Here is a 17,678-nt window from a genome sequence, read left to right on the forward strand (position 1 = left end):
GCACCGAAGGGATAGCCATGAGAGCCGCCGCCCTCTATGGAACAGCCGGGTCCTTGGTCCTGACCGCTCTCACCGCCGCCCCCGCGGGCGGCGCCCAGCCCTCGCTCGGCTGGGCCGAGCGGCACGGAACGGCCGTCGCCGCCGAGCGTGCCGCCGCCGAAGGCATCCGCTTCGGGAAGTGCACCGAGGAACAGGAAACGCCGGGCCGCCTCCAGTGCGGCACCGTGACGGTGCCGCTCGACTACGCGCATCCCGACGGCAAGAAGATCAAGCTGACCGTCAGCCGAGTGAAGGCGACCGGCAAGGACGGAAAGCGGGCCGTCCCACGGCAGGGCTCGCTGGTCTTCAACCCGGGCGGGCCCGGCGCCTCCGGCATGTACTTTCCGCTGATCGGCATGGTTCCGGAGTGGAAGCGCATCGCGGCGGCGTACGACCTCGTCGGGTACGCCCCGCGCGGTGTGGGCCGCTCCGCGCCGATCTCCTGCCAGGACCCGAAGCGGCTCCTGAAGGCCCCATCACAGTCGCCGACCCACCCCTCGGAGTCGTACAAGGAGGAACGCATCGCACGGGCCAAGGCCTACGCCCGCGGCTGCCTCCAGCGTTCGGGACGCGGAATCCAGCACATCTCCTCACTCAACAACGCCCGCGACCTGGACGTCCTGCGCGCCGCGCTGGGCGAGCGGAAGCTGACCTTCATGGGGGCGTCGTACGGCACGTACTTCGGGGCGCTGTACGCGACGCTGTTCCCCTCGCACGTACGCCGGATGGTCTTCGACTCGGCCGTGAACCCGGACCCGGAGCAGATCTGGTACCAGAACAACCTCGACCAGTCGCTCGCCTTCGAGGGCCGCTGGGCCGACTTCCGCGCCTGGATCGCCAAGCACGACAAGGTGTACGGCCTTGGCGACACGCCGGAAGAGGTGCTGCGCGGTTACGAGAAGGCGCGGGCGCAGCTCGCCGCCGAGCCGGCAGGCGGCAAGGTCGGGCCGGAGCAGCTGCAGAGCGCGTTCCTGCAAGCCGGGTACTACGACGACTACTGGCCGCATCGCGCGCTGGCGCTCTCCGCGTATCTGAAGGGCGACCCGAAGCCGCTGATCCGCCAGGCGGGGCCGCATCCGGAGGGGGTGACCGAGCAGGAGAACAGCAAGGCCGTCTACACCGCCGTCGAGTGCAACGACGCGCCCTGGCCGAGGTCCTGGCGAACCTGGGACCGCGACAACACGCGTCTCGCGCGCGTGGCCCCCTTCGAGACCTGGGACAACGTCTGGATGAACCTGCCGTGCGCGTACTGGCCGCTGCCGCGCCGGCAGCCCCTCGACGTGCACACGTCCCCCGGGGAACTGCCGCCCACGCTGATCCTGGCCGCCGAACGCGACGCGGCCACGCCGTACTCGGGGGCCCTGGAGATGCACCGACGCCTGTCCGATTCGGTACTGGTGACCGAACAGGCGGCGGGCACGCACGGCATCGGGGCCGGCTCCAACAAGTGCGTCAACGGCTACTTGGACGCGTACCTGCTGGAGGGCCGCCTGCCGGTGCGACGCGCGGCGTGCGCGCCGCACGCGGAGCCGAAGCCCGCAGCGCTGAGCAAGCGGGCAAGGCCGAAGTCCGACACAAAGGCTGCGCCCCTTTAGGGGCGCGGGGCTGTGACAAATGCGGCTCCGCCGCGATGGGGGTCCCCCCGCTCGAGCGAAGCCGAGAGTGGTGGAGCGACCAGCCACAGCCGCCCCGCAGCTCCCGTACCGCCCTTCCCGCGTAGCGCCAGGCGCTACGCGAGGCCGGAGACCAACTCGGCGACCGACTTGCGGCGCCCGGTGTAGAAGGGGACTTCCTCCCGCACGTGCCGCCGCGCCTCGGAGGCACGCAGATGACGCATGAGGTCCACGATCCGGTACAGCTCGTCCGCCTCGAAGGCGAGAATCCACTCGTAGTCACCGAGCGAGAACGAGGCGACCGTGTTGGCGCGCACGTCCGGGAAGCCTCGGGCCATCTTGCCGTGGTCGGCGAGCATCTTGCGGCGCTCGTCGTCCGGCAGCAGGTACCAGTCGTAGGAACGGACGAAGGGGTACACGCTGATGTAGTCGCGCGGCGTCTCGTCAGCGAGGAACGCCGGGACGTGCGAGCGGTTGAACTCCGCCGGCCGGTGCAGCGCCATGTTCGACCAGACCGGCTCCAGGGCGCGGCCCAGCTTCGTACGGCGGAAGAGGTTGTACGCCTCCTGGAGCTGGTCGGCGGTCTCCGCGTGCCACCAGATCATGAGGTCGGCATCGGCGCGCAGGCCCGAGACGTCGTACGTGCCGCGGATCGTGACGTCCTTGGCGGCGAGCTGGTCGAAGAGCTCCTGGACCTCGTCCGCGTAACCGGCACGGTCCTCGGGGAGCAGGTCGCGCAGTTTGAACACGGACCAGAGGGTGTAGCGGATGACCTCGTTGAGGTCCTTGGCCTTCTTGCCGGCGTTGGGCGTCCTGGCAGGGCCGGTGGTGGGGGCGTCGTCACTCATGCGGCTATTCTCCCGCTCCGCCGTGCGGGCTCCGCACCGGGTTCGCGATCAGCGCATCCGCCGCCGGCCGGTTGTCGCCCTTCAGCTTGTCCACGGCCAGCTTGTCCACGGCGGCGTTCGCGCTCGCGACGCATGCCGGGATGCCGACGCCGTCGTACGCCGCTCCGCACACGGCGAGGCCCGGCAGCTTGCCGACGTGCTCGCGGATGCGGACCACGCGCGCGTAGTGCCCCACCGGGTACTGGGGCAGCCCGTCGTTCCAGCGCGTCACCCGGGTCGCCACGGGTGCCGCGTCCAGGCCGGTGGCCTCGCGCAGATCGTGCCGCGACACGTCGACGAGGGCTTCGTCCTCCCGCCCGAGGACCTCCGTCTCCCCGTACCGCCCCACGGACGTCCGCAGGACCACCACGTCCGGGTCCTCCTCGGCGATCCACCCCCACTTCTGGGACGCGAACGTCGACGCCTTGATGGTCCGCCCGTCAACAGGCGGCACCAGAAAACCGCTCCCTTCGGGGAGGGCGATCTCGCTGCGGCGGTAGGCGAGGGTGATCAGCGCCATGGACGCGTACTCGACGGCGCGGAGCTCGGCCGCGGCGGCGGGCGACTCCCCGCCGAGCAGGTCGGCGGCCGCGCCGGCCGGGACGGCGACGACGACGGCATCCGTGTGGATCACCCGGCCTCCGGCCACGACGCGCCAGCGCCTGTCCGGCCCGGCGGACGCCGAGGCCCCCTGCGGCCCGGACTCCTGCTCCGCGACCTCGCCCTCCGTCTCGCCCTCGACCCTGCGCAGCTCCGTCACCGGAGCCGAAAGGACGATCTCGCCACCCCGTGCGCGCACCGAATCCGCCACCGCGAGCGGCAGTCGGCCGACGCCTCCCTCGATCCCCATGAAGACCGGGCCGGTCTGCTGCGCGGCGGCCGCGCGGGCCTGGATCTCCCGGACCGCCTCCGTCAGTGACGTGTGCGCACGGGCCGCCTCGAAGAGCTGGGGGACGGCCGACCGCATGGAGATGCGGTACGCGTCGCCCGCGTAGACACCGCCCAGCAAGGGCTCGATGAGGCGGTCGACGACCTCTCGGCCGAGGCGCTCCGCGACGTACTCGCCCACCGCCACATCGTCGCCGACCTCCGTGCGCGGCAGGTCGCGGTCCTGCTCGATGCGGTGCAGACCTTCTTCGGAGAGGACTCCGGAGAGGGCGGCCGCGTCTCCGGGAACGCCCATGACATGGCCCTTGGGCATGGGCCGCAGCGCCCCGCGCGTCCAGATCGAGGCACTCGCCGTGGCGGGCGTCCGGAGCCGGTCGGTGAGGCCCACCTCGCGGGCGAGCGCGACCGCCTCGGGCCGCCGGGCGAGCATCGACTCGGCGCCGAGGTCCACCCGCGCGCCCGCGATCTCGCCGGGCAGCAGCTTGCCGCCGAGCCGGTCCGAGGCCTCCAGGACGGTCACGCGCGCACCGCCGTCCAGCAGCCGGTGGGCGGCGGCCAGACCGGCGATACCGCCCCCGATGACGACGACATGATCCGTGTCCGTACGTGTGTCCGCGTGCATGTCCCCACTGTCCCAGACCCCGCTGACAGTCCCGCCGGCACCCGGTGTCCGAGACGAGTCCGGACCGTGACCCCTTCGGGACCGGATTCGGCCAACGTCCCGCCCCGCTCGGGCGTCGTAGAAGCGTCAGTCTTCACGACAACCTCGGGGGTACGCCGACATGCAGACGCGTGGCACGACCAGGTACCGATCCGTACGCTCCGTACGATCCGCACGACCTGTCCAGACCCTCTCGGCGCTGCTGCTGGCCGCGGCCCTCGCGCTCACGGGCTGCACCGGCGCGGCCGACAGCGACAGCGGAGGTTCGAATTCGGCCGACAAGGCCGCCAGCCAGGAGCTGGGCGCAGGCGCGGCCGACAACGAATCAAGCCAGAGCAGGGGCGACCAGGCCGCCGCGCCGCCGAAGCCGATCACCGTGCACGTCATCCACACCGCGTCCCTGACCGTGCAGGTCAAGGACGTGCCGAAGTCTCTCGGTGAGGCCCGCACCGTGGTCGAGAACGCCGGCGGCATCGTCGGCAGCGAGACCACGGACCGCGACTCCAAGGGCCGCGAGCGCTCCCGTGTCGTGCTGCGGGTGCCCGCGGACAAGTACGCGGAGGTGCTCGCGGATCTGGAGGGTTCCGGCAAGCTCATCGACCGCACGGCGAAGGCGCAGGACGTCACCGACCAGGTCGTCGACGTGGACAGCCGCATCACAACGCAGCGGGCCAGCGTGGTGCGGATCCGCGAGCTGATGGACCAGGCGACCAAGCTGAGCGATGTGGTCACCCTGGAGGGCGAGTTGAGCAGCCGTCAGGCCGACCTGGAGGCCCTGCTGGCGCAGCAGGCGTCCCTGAAGGACCGTACGAGCCTGGCCACGATCACCCTGTCGCTGTCCGAGACACCGGTGAAGAAGGCGGTCGAGGACAAGGATCCCGAGTTCGTGGACGCGCTCGCGGGCGGCTGGGACGCGTTCGTCACCATGTTCCGCTGGATCGCGCTGGCGATCGGCGCGGTGCTGCCCTTCCTGGTCGGCGCGGCGCTGATCCTGTTCCTGTGGGTGCGTTTCCTGCGCGGCCGGACGCCGAGCCGCCCGGCCGCGGCGACCCCGGGCGCGGGTACGGGCACGGGGTCGCTGCCGGTCGCCCCGCCCCTACGGGGAGAGGGCGAAGACCAGGACTGAGCGGAACTGAAATGCCCGACCCCCGTAGCGTGTTCGTATGAGCATGAGCCGCACGAACGGTACGAGCCGCACGAGCCGTACGAAAGAACGCCTGGTGGTCGTCGGAGGGGACGCGGCGGGTATGTCCGCCGCGTCCCAGGCACGCCGTATGAAGGGCCCCGACGAGCTGGAGATCGTGGCGTTCGAACGCGGCCACTTCACCTCGTACTCGGCGTGCGGCATCCCCTACTGGGTGGGCGGCGACGTCTCCGACAGGGACCAGCTGATCGCGCGGTCCCCGGAGGAGCACCGGGCGCGCGCGATCGACCTGCGGATGCGTACGGAGGTCACGGAACTCGACATCGACGGCGGCCGCGTACGCGCCCGTGACCTGGAGTCCGGGACCGAGTCGTGGACGACGTACGACAAGCTCGTGATCGCGACGGGCGCGTACCCCGTCCGTCCTCCGCTGCCCGGCATCGACGCCCCCGGGGTGCACGGCGTGCAGACACTCGACGACGGGCAGGCCCTGCTCGACACGCTGTCCCGCACGCCCGGCCGGCGCGCGGTCGTGATCGGCGCGGGCTACATCGGCGTGGAGATGGCCGAGGCACTGATCAACCGCGAGTACGAGGTGACGGTCGTCAACCGCGGCCGGGAGCCGATGTCCACGCTCGACCCCGACATGGGCCGACTGGTGCACGAGGCCATGGAGGGCCTCGGTATCACGATGGTGAACGACGCCGAAGTCACCAAGATCCTCACCGGCGAGGACGGCCGGGTCCGCGCGGTCGCCACGGAGGACGCGGAGTACCCGGCGGACGTGGTGGTCCTCGGTATCGGCGTACGCCCCGAGACCGCTCTCGCCAAGGCGGCGGGGCTGCCGCTCGGCGAGCGCGAGGGCCTGCTGACCGACCTGGCCATGCGGGTGCGCGGCCACGAGAACGTCTGGGCGGGCGGCGACTGCGTGGAGGTCCTCGACCTGGTCTCGGGCCGCGAACGCCACATCGCCCTCGGCACGCACGCCAACAAGCACGGCCAGGTGATCGGCACGAACGTCGGCGACGGCTATGCCACGTTCCCCGGGGTCGTGGGCACGGCGGTGAGCAAGGTCTGCGAGCTGGAGATCGCCCGTACGGGCCTGCGCGAGAAGGACGCGCGCCGGGCGGGCCTCCAGTTCGAAACGGTCACCATCGAATCGACAAGCCGTGCCGGCTACTACCCGAACGCCGCCCCCATGACGGTGAAGATGCTCGCCGAACGCCGCACCGGCCGCCTCCTGGGCGTACAGATCGTCGGCCGCGAGGGCGCGGGCAAGCGCGTCGACATCGCCGCCGTCGCCCTCACGGCCTGCATGACGGTGGAACAGATGACCGCCTTGGACCTCGGCTACGCCCCACCGTTCTCACCGGTGTGGGACCCGATCCTGGTGGCGGCCCGCAAGGCGGTGGCAGCGGTACGGGCCGGGGCTTCGTAGCCGCCCCGTAAGGGGCGCGGGGCTGTGACATTGTGCGGCTCCGCCGCGTGGGCGCGGCCAGCCCCCACTGCCCCGCAGCCGACAACCCGAGCTCAAGCCCCCTGAGCGGTCCCAGGAGTCGAGCCGTTGATCTTCTCGATGGCCTGCCGAGCCTGCTCACCGGGCGACCGCGTCAGCGACGAGACCGTCGACACAGCCGGTTGCGGCGCCGACACGGCCGGCGGCTGCTGCGGCGCCGCCGGCCGCGCATGAGTACCCGCGGAGCGGTTCCGAAGCCGATGACTCGCGGCCTCGTCCAGCGTCACAGGCCGCTGCATACTCGCGGCCAGCCGCCCCGCCTCCTGGCCGAGCGCGGCCACGTCCTCCCACGGCAGCCTGACCACGAGGGCGAGCTCCGCCTCTCCGTCCGGTGTGGCGATCAACGGCTGAGTGACTCGGTCGTTCATGACCTGTTCCTCACGTGTTGCTTGGATCACGGGCGTTGCCGAGACATACGCACACACCCACGCTCCCGTTCAGAGTCCCCCGAACCCGGGCAGAATTTCCCCGTGGTCATACCCGTCCATGACGTGAACCCGGTACGTCGCACGCCGTATGTGACGTACGCGCTGATCGCTGCCAACTTCCTTGTCTTCCTGGGCACTCCAGGGGTGGCCGGGTCGGTTGCCGGCGAGAGCGGCCTCGCCCAGCTGTGCCATCTCCAGGCGTTCCTGGACCAGTGGGCGGCCGTACCCCGTGAGCTGATCCACGGTCAGACGCCGACGATCGTGCCCACCGGGGACGTGGGCGTCGGCCCTCAGGGCCCCGGCTGCCTCGTCGGCCCGCCCGAATACGACAAGTCGCCCCCGCTGTCGGTCCTCACGGCGATGTTCCTGCACGGCAGCTGGCTGCACCTGCTCGGCAACATGCTCTTCCTGCTGATCTTCGGGAACAACATCGAGGACCGGCTCGGCCACCTCCGCTACGTGCTGTTCTACGTGGCCTGCGGCTACGCGGCGGCGTACGGCTTCGCCCTCGTCAACGCCGACTCCGGCGACCCGCTGATCGGTGCGTCCGGCGCGATCGCCGGAGTCCTGGGCGGGTATCTGGTCCTGTACCCGAAGGCCCGGGTGTGGGTCCTGGTCCCGTTCCTGATCTTCCTGCCGCTGCGTCTGCCCGCCTGGACCGTGCTGGGCTCCTGGTTCGTCCTCCAGGCGGTGTACTCGTCCGGCGCCGGCGTCTCGGAGGCCGGCACCGTCGCCTACGTCGCCCATGTGGTCGGCTTCCTGGCGGGCATGGTCCTGGCCTGGCCCCTGCGCCAGGGCACTCCACCGCCACCCGAACCGCGCGGCATGCTGTTCGGCAGGCGGGCCCGGCCAGGCCGGTAACAGGGGTGGGGACGGGTACCGGGCGCGGACTGACACGAGCGGGGTCCGCCGACGACAGCCGGGAGACCCCGCCGGATGTGCCGGACCTCAGCTCTTGCCGAGCAGGCGCCAGATCTGGTTTCTCTTGGTGTTCAGTGCGCTCGCGGCGTCGCAGGTCCACTGGTGGACGGTCGCGCCGGGCGCGGTCGATATCTGGCTGACGTCTACGCACTTGCCGCTGTGGACGGCGGCCAGCTGGTAGTCCTGGCTGTTGCCGAGTGCGGCGCCCGGGTGGTCTCATCCGCCGGTCGGCGCGGCGGTCGCGGCGCGGCGGAGCTCGTGGGCTTCTGCGAGGAGGAGGTAGCTGCTGGCGGTCCAGGTGTAGGCACGGTCGCGGAGACCTGCCCCGGTCAAGGCGTCGAAGTTCTCGGCGAAGCCGTTGGTCTCGCACAGGGTGCGGAAGCGGGCGCTGATCTCGTCCGCCAGTCGCTGGTGGCCGGCGCGGCGCAGGCCGTCCTCGACGAGAACGGTGGCGGGGGCCCAGATCGGGCCACGCCAGTAGCCGTCGGGCAGGTAGTGCGGTGAAGTGGGCAGTTCGGTGGCCAGGCCGTGCTCGGTGAGGTGTGCCTCGATACGGTCGGCCAGCACGCCGCTGACCTCTTCCGGCAGGTGCTCGCCCAGTGCGATGGGCATCAGGTCGAGCAGGCTGGAGGTGCTCCAGGTGTCCCCGCTGTGGACTGCGCGGGCGACGAACCGGTCGCCGGTCCAGAGCTGGTCGAGCGTCGCGGCCTGGGTCGCGTCAGCCGTGCGCGTCCACTGCCGGGCCTCGTCGGAGCGCCCCAATTCGGCGGCCAGGGCGGAGAGTTCACGCAGCTGGAGGATGAGGAAGGCGGCCAGGTCGGCGGTGACGATCAGCCGCTGGGGGTCGAAGGTCGTGGCGTTGTCCCAGCCGCTGTCATTGCCGTGCTGGTAGTGCGGCAGGTCGGCGCCGGGTGCTCGCCGGGTGGTGAGCCAGAAGTCGGTCCAGCGTCTCAGCCTGTCGTACGTCTCGGCCAGTTCCGTCCGGTCGAGGGGTTCGGGGAGGCGTCGGCGCAGATGGCCCAGGGCCCAGCCGTGGATGGGCGGTTTGACGAAGTTGTAGAGGACCTCGGAGTGGGTGATCGAGTCGGGCAGCGCCCCACTGTCGTCCTGGTGGTCGAAGGGCAGCGAGAACTGGTCCCAGGCCAGGTCGGGTGAACCGGAGGCCAGGGCGAGGGCGTTGAAGCAGTGGTCCCAGCTCCAGACCTTGTCCATCCAGTGTTTGGACATCAGCACCGCGGGCCGGGTGACCAGGCCCGCCGGGCGTACGGTCGCGGACCACACCACGTAGGCGGCGAGTTCGGCGGCCGGGGTGCCGGTGGAGCGCCAGGGGGCCACCACGTCCGCGAACTCGGCGAATGAGCGCTGCGCTGCCGCCACGACCTGCTCGAAAGTCGCCCTGGAGGTGAAGGGCCGCCGCGCCGAGTCCAGCTCCTCGACGGCGATCTCCCAGGCCCCGTCGGCGTCCGCGGTGACGGTGACACGGCGGTCGCCGCTGCCGAGGGCCTCTGTGCCGGACGAGTCGGCCACGGTGCCGGACAGCACGGTGATCCGGTAGCGGCGACCGGTCTCGTACGAGGTGAACATGTACGCGCCGTCCACCGGGTCGCGGAAGAAGTAGCTGCCGCTGAACGGGGTCAGGGTCTTCGCCGCCGCGGCGACGCGCAGGTTCAGTCCGTCGCCGCGCAGGCGGACGGTGTCCGGTGTCTCGTAGGCGAGGTCGATCCGTCCGCCCGCACCGGTCCAGCCGAGCCGGCTCGGTGTCGCCTCCACGAGGTTCTCCGCCCGGTCACCTGTCGCCGTGTCCAGGGGGACGAAACACAGGACCGCGTGCATGCCGTTCTGGTGGGAGACCAGGTGGAGGTCCTCGGCGTACGTCTTCTCCGCCACCACGGGCGAGATGTCGAACCAGGATCCGTACGTGCTGAACGGGATGTCACGGATGGAGAAGGCCGGTCCGGATCGGGCCGCGGTCATGAGGGGTTACTCGTTTCTTCAGCGGGTTCTTCAGCGGTGAGGGTGGAGAGGTGTGCGGTGGCCGGGGAGGAGGTCAGTCCTTGACGGCTCCGGCGGTCACGCCGGCGGCGACGTAGCGCTGGGCGAGGACGAGGATCACGGCGGCGGGCAGCGAGGCCACCACGGCGGTGGCCATGATGGCGTTCCACTCCTGGTTGTTGTTGCCGATGTACTGGTAGATGCCGAGGGTTATCGGTTCGTGGGCGCCGCCGTTGACGAGGGTGCTGGCGAAGATGAAGTCGGACCAGGACCACAGGAACGCGAACAGGGACACCGTGACGATCGAGTTGCGGCTCATGGGCAGGACGATCGACCAGAAGGTGCGCAGGGGTCCGGCTCCGTCCGTCTTCGCGGCCTGGAGCAGTTCGCCGGGGATGCCGGACATGAACGCGGTGAAGATGAGTACGGCGAAGGGGACGGCCAGGGTGGAGTCCGCGACGATGAGTCCGGGGACCGACTGGAGCAGGCCGAGGCTCAGGTAGATGGCGTAGAAGCCCATTGCCATGATGATGCCGGGGATCATCTGGGCGACCAGGAAGAGGAAGCTGAGCACGCCGCCGCCGCGTGGCCTCAGTTTGGCCAGGGCGTAGCCGGCGGGCGCGGCCAGCGCCACGGTCAGCACGACCGTGCCCAGTCCGATGACCAGGCTCGTGCCGAGATAGGGAAGCTGCTGGTCGAGGACGGCACGATAACCGTCCAGCGTGCCGTGCACGGGAAACCAGTCGGGCGGCGACTTGCGCATGTCCTGGTCGCGGGTGAAGGACACGTTCAGCATCCAGTAGACCGGGAAGAGCATCACCGCCGTGAGCGCGAGTCCCGTGGCCGTATGCCACCAGGTGGTCCGGCCCCGGCGCGGACGGGGGCGCGGTCGTGTCGTGGTCGCGGTGGTCATGAGGCGTACTGCTTTCGCTGGACCCTCAGGTACACCAGGCCGAAGACCAGGGCGGCGACGACGAGCAGGTTGCCGACGGCCGCACCGGGGCCGAAGGCTGGGAGCAGGTTGCCGAAGCCGAGCTGGTACGACCAGGTGGCGAAGGTGGTGGACGAGTCGGCGGGGCCGCCCTTGGTCATGATCCAGATGATGTCGAAGACCTTGAGCGTGTAGACCAGGCCCAGCAGCAGGGTGATGGCGGACACCGGGCGCAGCAGCGGGAAGGTGATGCGCCAGAAGCGTTGCCAGGCGTTCGCGCCGTCGAGGGCGGCCGCCTCGTACAGGCTGGCGGGGATGGACTGCAGACCGCTGTAGAGAACCACCAGGTTGAACGGGACGCCGATCCAGACGTTCGCGAGGATCACGGAGGTCAGCGACCACGACGGTGAGGTCAGCCAGTTCACCGGTCCGATACCGACCGCGTGCAGAGCGGCGTTGACGACACCGGAGTCGCTGTTGAGCATCCACGACCAGGTGGACGCGGAGACGATCAGTGGCAGCAGCCACGGCACCAGGAACAGGGCGCGCAGTGTCGCGGAGAGCCGGAAGTGCTGGGTGAAGAAGACCGCGAGGGCCAGGCCGATGGCGTACTGGAAGACCAGCGACACCACCGTGAACACCACGGTGTGCAGCAGTGCGGGGGCGAACGTCGGGTCGTCGAAGACCGTCAGGTAGTTCTCCAGGCCCGTGAAGGGCGCGTCGCCCTGGACGAAGGAGCGAACCGTGTAGTTCCTGAGGCTCAGGTCGACGTTGCGGTAGAGCGGATAGGCGTAGAAGAGGATGAGGTAGAGGGTCACCGGGGCGAGGAATCCCCAGGCGGCCCACTGCTGGGAGGTGGGACGACGCCGTGGCGCCCTGCGTGCCGGGGACGGGGCGGCGGTGGCCGCCCCGTTCCGGTCATGCGCGGTCCGACGGTCCGGCAGTTGTGTCGTGCGGTTCATCAACGGGCCCCGGGTTCCGGTTACTTGACGGCGTCCTGCGCTGCGGTGAGCGCGTCCTTCGGCGACTGTGCCCCGCTGAGGGCGGACTGGACCGCCTTCCACATCTGCTCGGAGATCTTGGGGTACTTGGTGCCGAGGTCGTCACTGGTACGTCCCTTGGCGGCCTTGACGGCGTCCACCCAGGGCTTCAGCTTCGGATCGGCCGCGACCTGCTTGTCCTGCACCTCGCCGGTGGGCGCGACGTAGGACAGCGTGGTGTCGGTGTCGAGCAGGTTCTGCGAGTTGGTGAGGCAGGACACGAGCTCCTGCGAGGTGGCGTAGCGGTCGGTCTCCCCCTGCGCCGGGATGGTGACGAACTCCCCGCCTGTCGGGGCGGCGGCGTTGCCTCCCTTGGCGGCCGGGACGGGGATGACCCCGTACTCGAAGCCGGCCTTCTCGGCGTTGGCGAGCTGCCAGGTGCCGTTCTCGGCGAACGCGTAGTCGCCGCTCGCGAACTCCTGCCAGCTGGTGGTCTGGGTGTTGTTGATCACCGAGTTGGGCGCGTAGCCCTTCTTCAGCCAGTCGGTCCACAGCTTCAGCGCCGAGACGCCCTCGGCCGAGTCGAGTTCGGTCAGCTTCGCGTCGGAGCCCCAGAACCACGGCAGGAACTGGAAGCTGCCCTCCTCCGTGCCGATCGCGGAGAAGGTGATGCCCTTCTTGCCCGCCTTCTCGACCTTCGCCAGCGCCGCCGTCAGCGAGTCCCAGTCCTTCACCGAGGCGACGTCCACGCCTGCCGCCTTGAGAACCTCCTTGTTGTAGTACAGGGCCAGGGTGTTGGCGCCGATCGGCGTGCCGTACGTCTTCCCGCCCGCCTGACCGGCCGCGAGAAGGTTCGGGTCCACCTTGGAGGTGTCCAGCTTGTTGTCGTCGGTCGTGGTCAGCACCCCGCCCTCGGCGAGGGTCGACACCACGGGGTTGTCGACGATGAGCACGTCCGCGGAGTTGTCCTGCTGCGCCGCCAGCAGCGCCTTGTTCGTCAGGTCGCTGGTGTCGTACGCCGTCCGCTTGATCTTCACGCCGGCTTCGGTGCCGCAGTTGTCCAGCAGCTTCGCCCACGCCGAGGTCTTGTCGAACTGCGGGTAGGGGTCCCAGATGGTGTACGTGCCGCCGTCCGCCGGCTTCGCGGACGTGTTGCCGTCGCCGGAGGAGCACGCGGTGGTGGCGGCGGTGAGGGCGACGACGGTCATGGCCGCGGCGGCGAGACGGCGTCCGGTGAATCTGTTCATGGGACTGTTCCTCTGGGTTTTTGGCATGGGCGTGCCAAGGAGGGGTGTTGAGGGGCTTCTGCCGACCGATCGGCAGGTAAGGCAGTTCAGGTTGTGCGAGGGAAACGGGAACGGCGGGACGCGGAGGCTGTTACTGGTTACAGGGGCGGGCGTCAGGGTTCATGCGGGAGCCGGACTTGGCCTGCGCGTCGCCGAGTTACCCGATGCTCGCGGGTCCGGTGCTGGCACGCAGTGAGATCGGCGGCGCGAGCAGGTGGTGCCGGGCCGGCGCGTCGGGATGGTCGAGCCGCTCGACCAGCAGGTCGACGGCGAGGCGGCCCATCTGTTCCGCGGGCACGTCCGCGGCCGTGAGCGGCGGGGTCACCGTCTCCGCCCACCGGCTGGCGACGACCCCGGTGACGGAGAAGTCGCGCGGCACATGGCGGCCGGCTTTGGCCAGCCCCCGGTAGAGACCACCCAGCGCGGCCTCGTTCAGCGTGACCAGCGCCGTGGTGGCCGGCTCGTCGTGCAGGATGCGCTCCAGACATGCCTGGCCGGAGGGTGCGTCGTCACCGCAGCAGTACGTACGGCTGGTGACTCCGCGCTCCGCCGCGGCCTTGGTGAAACCTTCGAGTCCACGGTGGGCGGACTCGTACCCGGCACGCAGGAGTTGCTCGGGCCTGTTGACGAAGGCGATCGTGCGGTGGCCGAGGTCCGCGAGGTGGTGGACGCAGGCCTCCGCCAGCGCGGTGTGGTCCAGGCCGACCCACCAGCCGTCCTCCGGATGCGCGGTGCGGCCGATGGCGACGGCGGGGAAGCCCAGCGAGGTGAGGTGGTCGAACCTGTCGTCCTGGAGCCGGAGCTCCATCAGGATCGCGCCGTCGACCCGGCGCTCACCCAGGAGCCGCTGGAACGAGCGGTCGCTGTCCATACCGCTCGGGGAGAGCAGCACGTCGTAGTCGTGGGCCGCGGCGGCCTCGACCACATTGCCGATGAAATCGAGCTGCATGCCGGTGTAGTGGTTACCGGCCGGCGGGAAGACCAGACCGATGGTGTTGGTCCGGCCGTTCGCCAGGGCGCGTGCACTGGCGTTGGGCTGGTAGCCCAGTTCGTCGATGACCCGCTGGATCTTCTCGCGGGTGCCGTCCGACACCGGCCGTTTGCCGCTCAGCGCGTAGGACACGGTGCTGCGCGAGACACCGGCCCGTTCGGCGATCTCACCGATGTTCACGGGACTCCTTGCTCGAACCGGTTCGACGGCCCCGGAGGAGAGACCATCGTCGGCCGCAGGTGCTGGAAGAACGATACCGATGGCGACCGGGTATCGAACCGGTTCGCGTGATGTGAAGGTAGGAGGAAGCCACTGGGCTGTCAATGCCTCTGCCGCACTTCTCGAAACAGCCTCGAAACCTCGTCGCGGAGCTCCTGCCCCTCGCCCGCGGCGCCGGACACCACCTTTCACCTGCGGGTTCCGCGTTCTACCGGCTAGGACCACCCGGCACCGGGCCGACGCGCCGCAGGTTTCTGTGTCGCGGGTATTGCTGGCCGGTTTTCCTGGGTGCTAGCTTCCCGATCCGGTTGGCCAGCGAACCGGTTCGACCTATCGATGGGCTCTGGGCCCCCTCCCGGCACGGATTGCCCCGTTCGCCCTGCCCTGTTCGCCGACACGAGCCGCCGGGGCGCCGAACAAGTCCCGTACGCCCGCTCGTACGGCATCGCCGCCCTTCCCCGCCCCTCTACGAAGCACGGAGACCCCCCTTGCAACCCAGAAGAAGAACGGCGGGAGCCGTTGCCGTCGCCGCGGCGGTCCTCGCCTCCACACTCGGCATTTCCGCCGCCGGAGAGGCCGGCGCGGCGGAGCCGGAGAAACTGGTCATCGACCTCGCCACCGACACCGGCGCCTTCCACGGCGGCGCCAGCGGCAGCCTGTACGGGATCTACGGCGACGGAGCACCCAGCCGCAACCTCATCGAGGGCATGAACCTGCGCACGGTGTCCACCAAGGCGCAGGACGGTCCGCAGCACCCGGGGGCGGACGCGCTGGAGATCCTGCCGCCGTTCGTGGACTCGGGCGGCAAGGACGTCTACATCTACATGACCGACATCTACCGCGGCTTCCCGTACGAGTGGCCGGGCGCGGACGGTCCCGCGCGGCTCGCCGACTTCAAGGAGAAGCTCAAGAAGCAGGTCCAGCAGGTCCTGACCATGGGCGACTACAAGGACAACGTCGTCTACGTGCCCTTCAACGAGCCCGAAGGGAACATGTTCGGCACCGGCAGGTGGAGCTACAACGGCGTCTCCTGGCGTACGAACCCGGGGCCCTACTTCGAGGCCTGGAAGGAGGCCTACCACCTCATCAAGGACCTGGACCCGGACGCGCGGATCGCGGGCCCGAACACCTCCGTCCTCTACAACGAGATCAAGGGCTTCCTGCAGTACGCCAAGGCCAACGACGTCGTCCCCGACGTGATGACCTGGCACGAGCTGTCCAGCCCGGCCGCGGTCCGCACGAGCGTCGCGGAGTACCGGCAGTGGGAGCGGGAGATCGGGATCGGCCCGCTGCCCATCAACGTCAACGAGTACGGGCACAACTACCACCTCTCCGTGCCCGGCCAGGTCGTCCAGTGGGTCTCGGCGATCGAGGAGTCGAAGATCGACGCCGACCTCGCGTACTGGAACATCGACGGCAACCTCAACGACTCGGCCGTGGAGGCCAACAAGGGCAACGGCCAGTGGTGGCTGTTCAACGCGTACGGCCAGATGTCGGGCCACACGGTGGGAGTGACCGCCCCGCACCCCAACCAGCAGTACACGCTCCAGGGCGTCGCCACGCTGGACGAGGACAAGAAGCAGTCCCGGGCGATCTTCGGCGGCAAGAGCGGCGACGCCGACATCGTCTTCAGGAACATCGACCCGGAGCTCTTCGGCACCGCGGTGCGCGCCACCGTGCAGGAGATCCCGTGGACCGGGCAGGTCGGTGACTCGGCCCAGCCGCTGCGGCTCGCGGACCAGGAGGTCACGGTCGGCGAGGACGGCACGGTCACACTCCCGATGACCGGCATGAACGAGATGTCCGCCTACCAGGTCATCCTCTCCCCCGGCGGGAACGGCGGTGAGCCGGCCGCCCCCTCCGTCAGCTGGCGGAATTCCTACGAGGCGGAGAACGCCACGTACACCGGCGGCGGCTACTCCAAGAACGGGCCCGAGGGCACGCCCTCCAACGTCGGCAAGTTCGCGACCAGCGGCGACTACAACGTCGGCGGCCTGCGCACCGGCTCCGACGGGGTGCTCGCCTTCGACGTGGACGTGCCGACGGACGGCACGTACGACCTGAGTGTCTTCGCCAACTCCTACAACCTGTTCGACCGGGTGAAGGAACAGGGCCCGACCAACGTCTTCCTGCGTGTCGACGGCAAGGACCCGCAGGAGCTGCGTCTGCCGCTCGCCTACAAGTGGGTGGTCTGGGACCACACCGACACCACGGTGAAGCTGACCGCGGGCAAGCACCGGATCACGCTCGCCGCGCAGGACCCGGACCTGGGCGTCACCAAGGGCGACGCGATCATCGACAAGATCGACCTGTCACTGCGCGACGAGAACGTGACCCGGCCGGCGATCTACGAGGCCGAGTACGCCACCCTCACGGGCACCCTGCCCAGCTACACCCACCCCGGCGCCTCGGGGCCGGGCGCGGTGCCCCTGCCCAAGGGCGCCTCCGCGACCTTCTGGGTCCACTCCCCCACCGACGGCGAGGCGACGGTGTCCCTCGACCACCTCGGCGGCGGCAGGGCGAAGGTGTCCCTCAACGGCGAGAAGCTCGACATCCCCAGGATGGGAGCCGGTAAGAAGGGCACGGACGTCACACGGGTGTTCCTGTCCGGCGGCATCAACAAGATCACCGTCACCGGCACCAAGAAGGAACTGGTCGTCGACCGGCTGCGGGTCACCCCCTCGAGCGGCAACCTGGTGACGAAGGCGTACCAGGCCGAGGAAGGCAGGTTGAGCGGCGCCGCCAAGGTCACAGAGGCGTACACCTTCGCCACGGGTGGCAAGTCGGTCACCGACATCGGCGACGGAAAGGAGAACGCCCTCACGGTCGACGTCGTCGCCGAGCGGGCCGGGCGGCACGCGGTGACCATCCGCTACTCCAACGCCGAACAGGCACCCGCCACCCACTACAACCCCGACCCGATCGCACGCCATGCCGATCTCTCGGTGAACGGCGAGGCGGCGCGCAGGGTCCTGTTCCCGACCACGTTCCACTTCAACGACTTCCGGGAACTGACGGTCCCGGTGACGCTGAAGAAGGGCACGAACCGGATCGGCTTCACGGCGGAGGAACTGCCCGACTTCGACGGCACCAGCTACAACCAGTTCGACCAGCGATCCCCGTACGCACCGGTGATCGACCGGATCGCCGTCACCCCGCTGACGGAGAAGTAGCCCGCCGGC

At 69.8% G+C, this 17,678-nt stretch carries 13 protein-coding genes and 1 pseudogene; 5 read left to right on the forward strand and 9 right to left on the reverse strand.

Going from position 1 to position 17,678, the window contains the following annotated elements; all coding sequences use genetic code 11:
• Nucleotides 1-17: 17 nt before the first annotated feature.
• A complete protein-coding gene (locus ACTWQR_RS26750) occupies nucleotides 18-1,634 on the forward strand; it encodes an alpha/beta hydrolase (RefSeq protein WP_443229716.1) in 1,617 nt (538 codons plus the stop codon).
• A gap of 134 nt (nucleotides 1,635-1,768) precedes the next feature.
• Here ACTWQR_RS26750 and hemQ read toward each other — a convergent pair whose 3' ends face one another.
• The gene (hemQ, locus tag ACTWQR_RS26755; protein WP_443229717.1) at nucleotides 1,769-2,500 is read right to left on the reverse strand and encodes a hydrogen peroxide-dependent heme synthase; all 732 of its coding nucleotides are present in this window, start codon (nucleotides 2,498-2,500) and stop codon (nucleotides 1,769-1,771) included.
• Between the two features lie 4 nt (nucleotides 2,501-2,504).
• Nucleotides 2,505-4,049 (reverse strand): protoporphyrinogen oxidase, encoded by a 1,545-nt coding sequence (gene hemG / locus ACTWQR_RS26760; RefSeq protein WP_443229718.1) that lies wholly within the window; start codon nucleotides 4,047-4,049, stop codon nucleotides 2,505-2,507.
• 160 nt (nucleotides 4,050-4,209) lie between these two features.
• Between hemG and ACTWQR_RS26765 the strand changes: the two genes are divergently transcribed.
• Nucleotides 4,210-5,214 carry a DUF4349 domain-containing protein gene (locus tag ACTWQR_RS26765; RefSeq protein ID WP_443229719.1) on the forward strand — a complete coding sequence of 335 codons (1,005 nt, stop codon included), beginning with the start codon at nucleotides 4,210-4,212 and terminating at the stop codon, nucleotides 5,212-5,214.
• Nucleotides 5,215-5,251: 37 nt separating this feature from the next.
• Entirely contained in the window at nucleotides 5,252-6,670 is a 1,419-nt protein-coding gene (locus ACTWQR_RS26770) for an FAD-dependent oxidoreductase (RefSeq protein ID WP_443229720.1), read from the forward strand.
• 92 nt (nucleotides 6,671-6,762) lie between these two features.
• Here the strand turns inward: ACTWQR_RS26770 and ACTWQR_RS26775 are convergent, their stop codons facing one another.
• Complete coding sequence (locus ACTWQR_RS26775; RefSeq protein ID WP_443229721.1) at nucleotides 6,763-7,116, reverse strand: hypothetical protein; 354 nt, start codon at nucleotides 7,114-7,116, stop codon at nucleotides 6,763-6,765.
• A 102-nt stretch (nucleotides 7,117-7,218) separates the two neighbouring features.
• Between ACTWQR_RS26775 and ACTWQR_RS26780 the strand changes: the two genes are divergently transcribed.
• Complete coding sequence (locus ACTWQR_RS26780) at nucleotides 7,219-8,037, forward strand: rhomboid family intramembrane serine protease (RefSeq protein ID WP_443229722.1); 819 nt, start codon at nucleotides 7,219-7,221, stop codon at nucleotides 8,035-8,037.
• Nucleotides 8,038-8,124: 87 nt separating this feature from the next.
• Here the strand turns inward: ACTWQR_RS26780 and ACTWQR_RS26785 are convergent.
• From ACTWQR_RS26785 to ACTWQR_RS26810, 6 genes and pseudogenes are all read right to left on the reverse strand, one after another.
• Nucleotides 8,125-8,274, reverse strand: a pseudogene (locus ACTWQR_RS26785) (RICIN domain-containing protein); the annotation flags it as partial.
• A gap of 39 nt (nucleotides 8,275-8,313) precedes the next feature.
• A complete protein-coding gene (locus ACTWQR_RS26790) occupies nucleotides 8,314-10,071 on the reverse strand; it encodes an amylo-alpha-1,6-glucosidase (protein ID WP_443229723.1) in 1,758 nt (585 codons plus the stop codon).
• Nucleotides 10,072-10,144: 73 nt separating this feature from the next.
• Nucleotides 10,145-11,002 (reverse strand): carbohydrate ABC transporter permease, encoded by an 858-nt coding sequence (locus ACTWQR_RS26795; RefSeq protein ID WP_443229724.1) that lies wholly within the window; start codon nucleotides 11,000-11,002, stop codon nucleotides 10,145-10,147.
• Nucleotides 10,999-11,982: a carbohydrate ABC transporter permease gene (locus ACTWQR_RS26800; RefSeq protein WP_443229725.1), complete on the reverse strand. Its 984-nt coding sequence runs from the start codon at nucleotides 11,980-11,982 to the stop codon at nucleotides 10,999-11,001. Before ACTWQR_RS26800 ends, ACTWQR_RS26795 begins: the two co-directional genes overlap by 4 nt.
• A 20-nt stretch (nucleotides 11,983-12,002) precedes the next feature.
• Nucleotides 12,003-13,247 (reverse strand): sugar ABC transporter substrate-binding protein, encoded by a 1,245-nt coding sequence (locus ACTWQR_RS26805; RefSeq protein WP_443229726.1) that lies wholly within the window; start codon nucleotides 13,245-13,247, stop codon nucleotides 12,003-12,005.
• A gap of 196 nt (nucleotides 13,248-13,443) precedes the next feature.
• Nucleotides 13,444-14,457: a LacI family DNA-binding transcriptional regulator gene (locus ACTWQR_RS26810; protein ID WP_443229727.1), complete on the reverse strand. Its 1,014-nt coding sequence runs from the start codon at nucleotides 14,455-14,457 to the stop codon at nucleotides 13,444-13,446.
• A gap of 527 nt (nucleotides 14,458-14,984) precedes the next feature.
• On the opposite strand from ACTWQR_RS26810, the gene ACTWQR_RS26815 reads away from it, so the two are divergent.
• The gene (locus ACTWQR_RS26815; protein WP_443229728.1) at nucleotides 14,985-17,669 is read left to right on the forward strand and encodes a cellulosome protein; all 2,685 of its coding nucleotides are present in this window, start codon (nucleotides 14,985-14,987) and stop codon (nucleotides 17,667-17,669) included.
• The last annotated feature ends 9 nt before the right edge of the window (nucleotides 17,670-17,678 follow it).

It is taken from the genome of Streptomyces sp. 2A115, from assembly GCF_052245575.1.
GTDB lineage: Bacteria > Actinomycetota > Actinomycetes > Streptomycetales > Streptomycetaceae > Streptomyces.

What these genes read in the sequence shown, in the direction of transcription:
- hemQ (WP_443229717.1), bottom strand. Translation starts at nt 2,500, where the DNA reads ATGAGTGACGACGCCCCCACCACCGGCCCTGCCAGGACGCCCAACGCC.
- ACTWQR_RS26765 (WP_443229719.1), top strand. Translation starts at nt 4,210, where the DNA reads ATGCAGACGCGTGGCACGACCAGGTACCGATCCGTACGCTCCGTACGA.
- ACTWQR_RS26795 (WP_443229724.1), bottom strand. Translation starts at nt 11,002, where the DNA reads ATGACCACCGCGACCACGACACGACCGCGCCCCCGTCCGCGCCGGGGC.
- ACTWQR_RS26775 (WP_443229721.1), bottom strand. Translation starts at nt 7,116, where the DNA reads ATGAACGACCGAGTCACTCAGCCGTTGATCGCCACACCGGACGGAGAG.
- ACTWQR_RS26805 (WP_443229726.1), bottom strand. Translation starts at nt 13,247, where the DNA reads ATGAACAGATTCACCGGACGCCGTCTCGCCGCCGCGGCCATGACCGTC.
- ACTWQR_RS26750 (WP_443229716.1), top strand. Translation starts at nt 18, where the DNA reads ATGAGAGCCGCCGCCCTCTATGGAACAGCCGGGTCCTTGGTCCTGACC.
- ACTWQR_RS26770 (WP_443229720.1), top strand. Translation starts at nt 5,252, where the DNA reads ATGAGCATGAGCCGCACGAACGGTACGAGCCGCACGAGCCGTACGAAA.
- ACTWQR_RS26800 (WP_443229725.1), bottom strand. Translation starts at nt 11,982, where the DNA reads ATGAACCGCACGACACAACTGCCGGACCGTCGGACCGCGCATGACCGG.
- hemG (WP_443229718.1), bottom strand. Translation starts at nt 4,049, where the DNA reads ATGCACGCGGACACACGTACGGACACGGATCATGTCGTCGTCATCGGG.
- ACTWQR_RS26790 (WP_443229723.1), bottom strand. Translation starts at nt 10,071, where the DNA reads ATGACCGCGGCCCGATCCGGACCGGCCTTCTCCATCCGTGACATCCCG.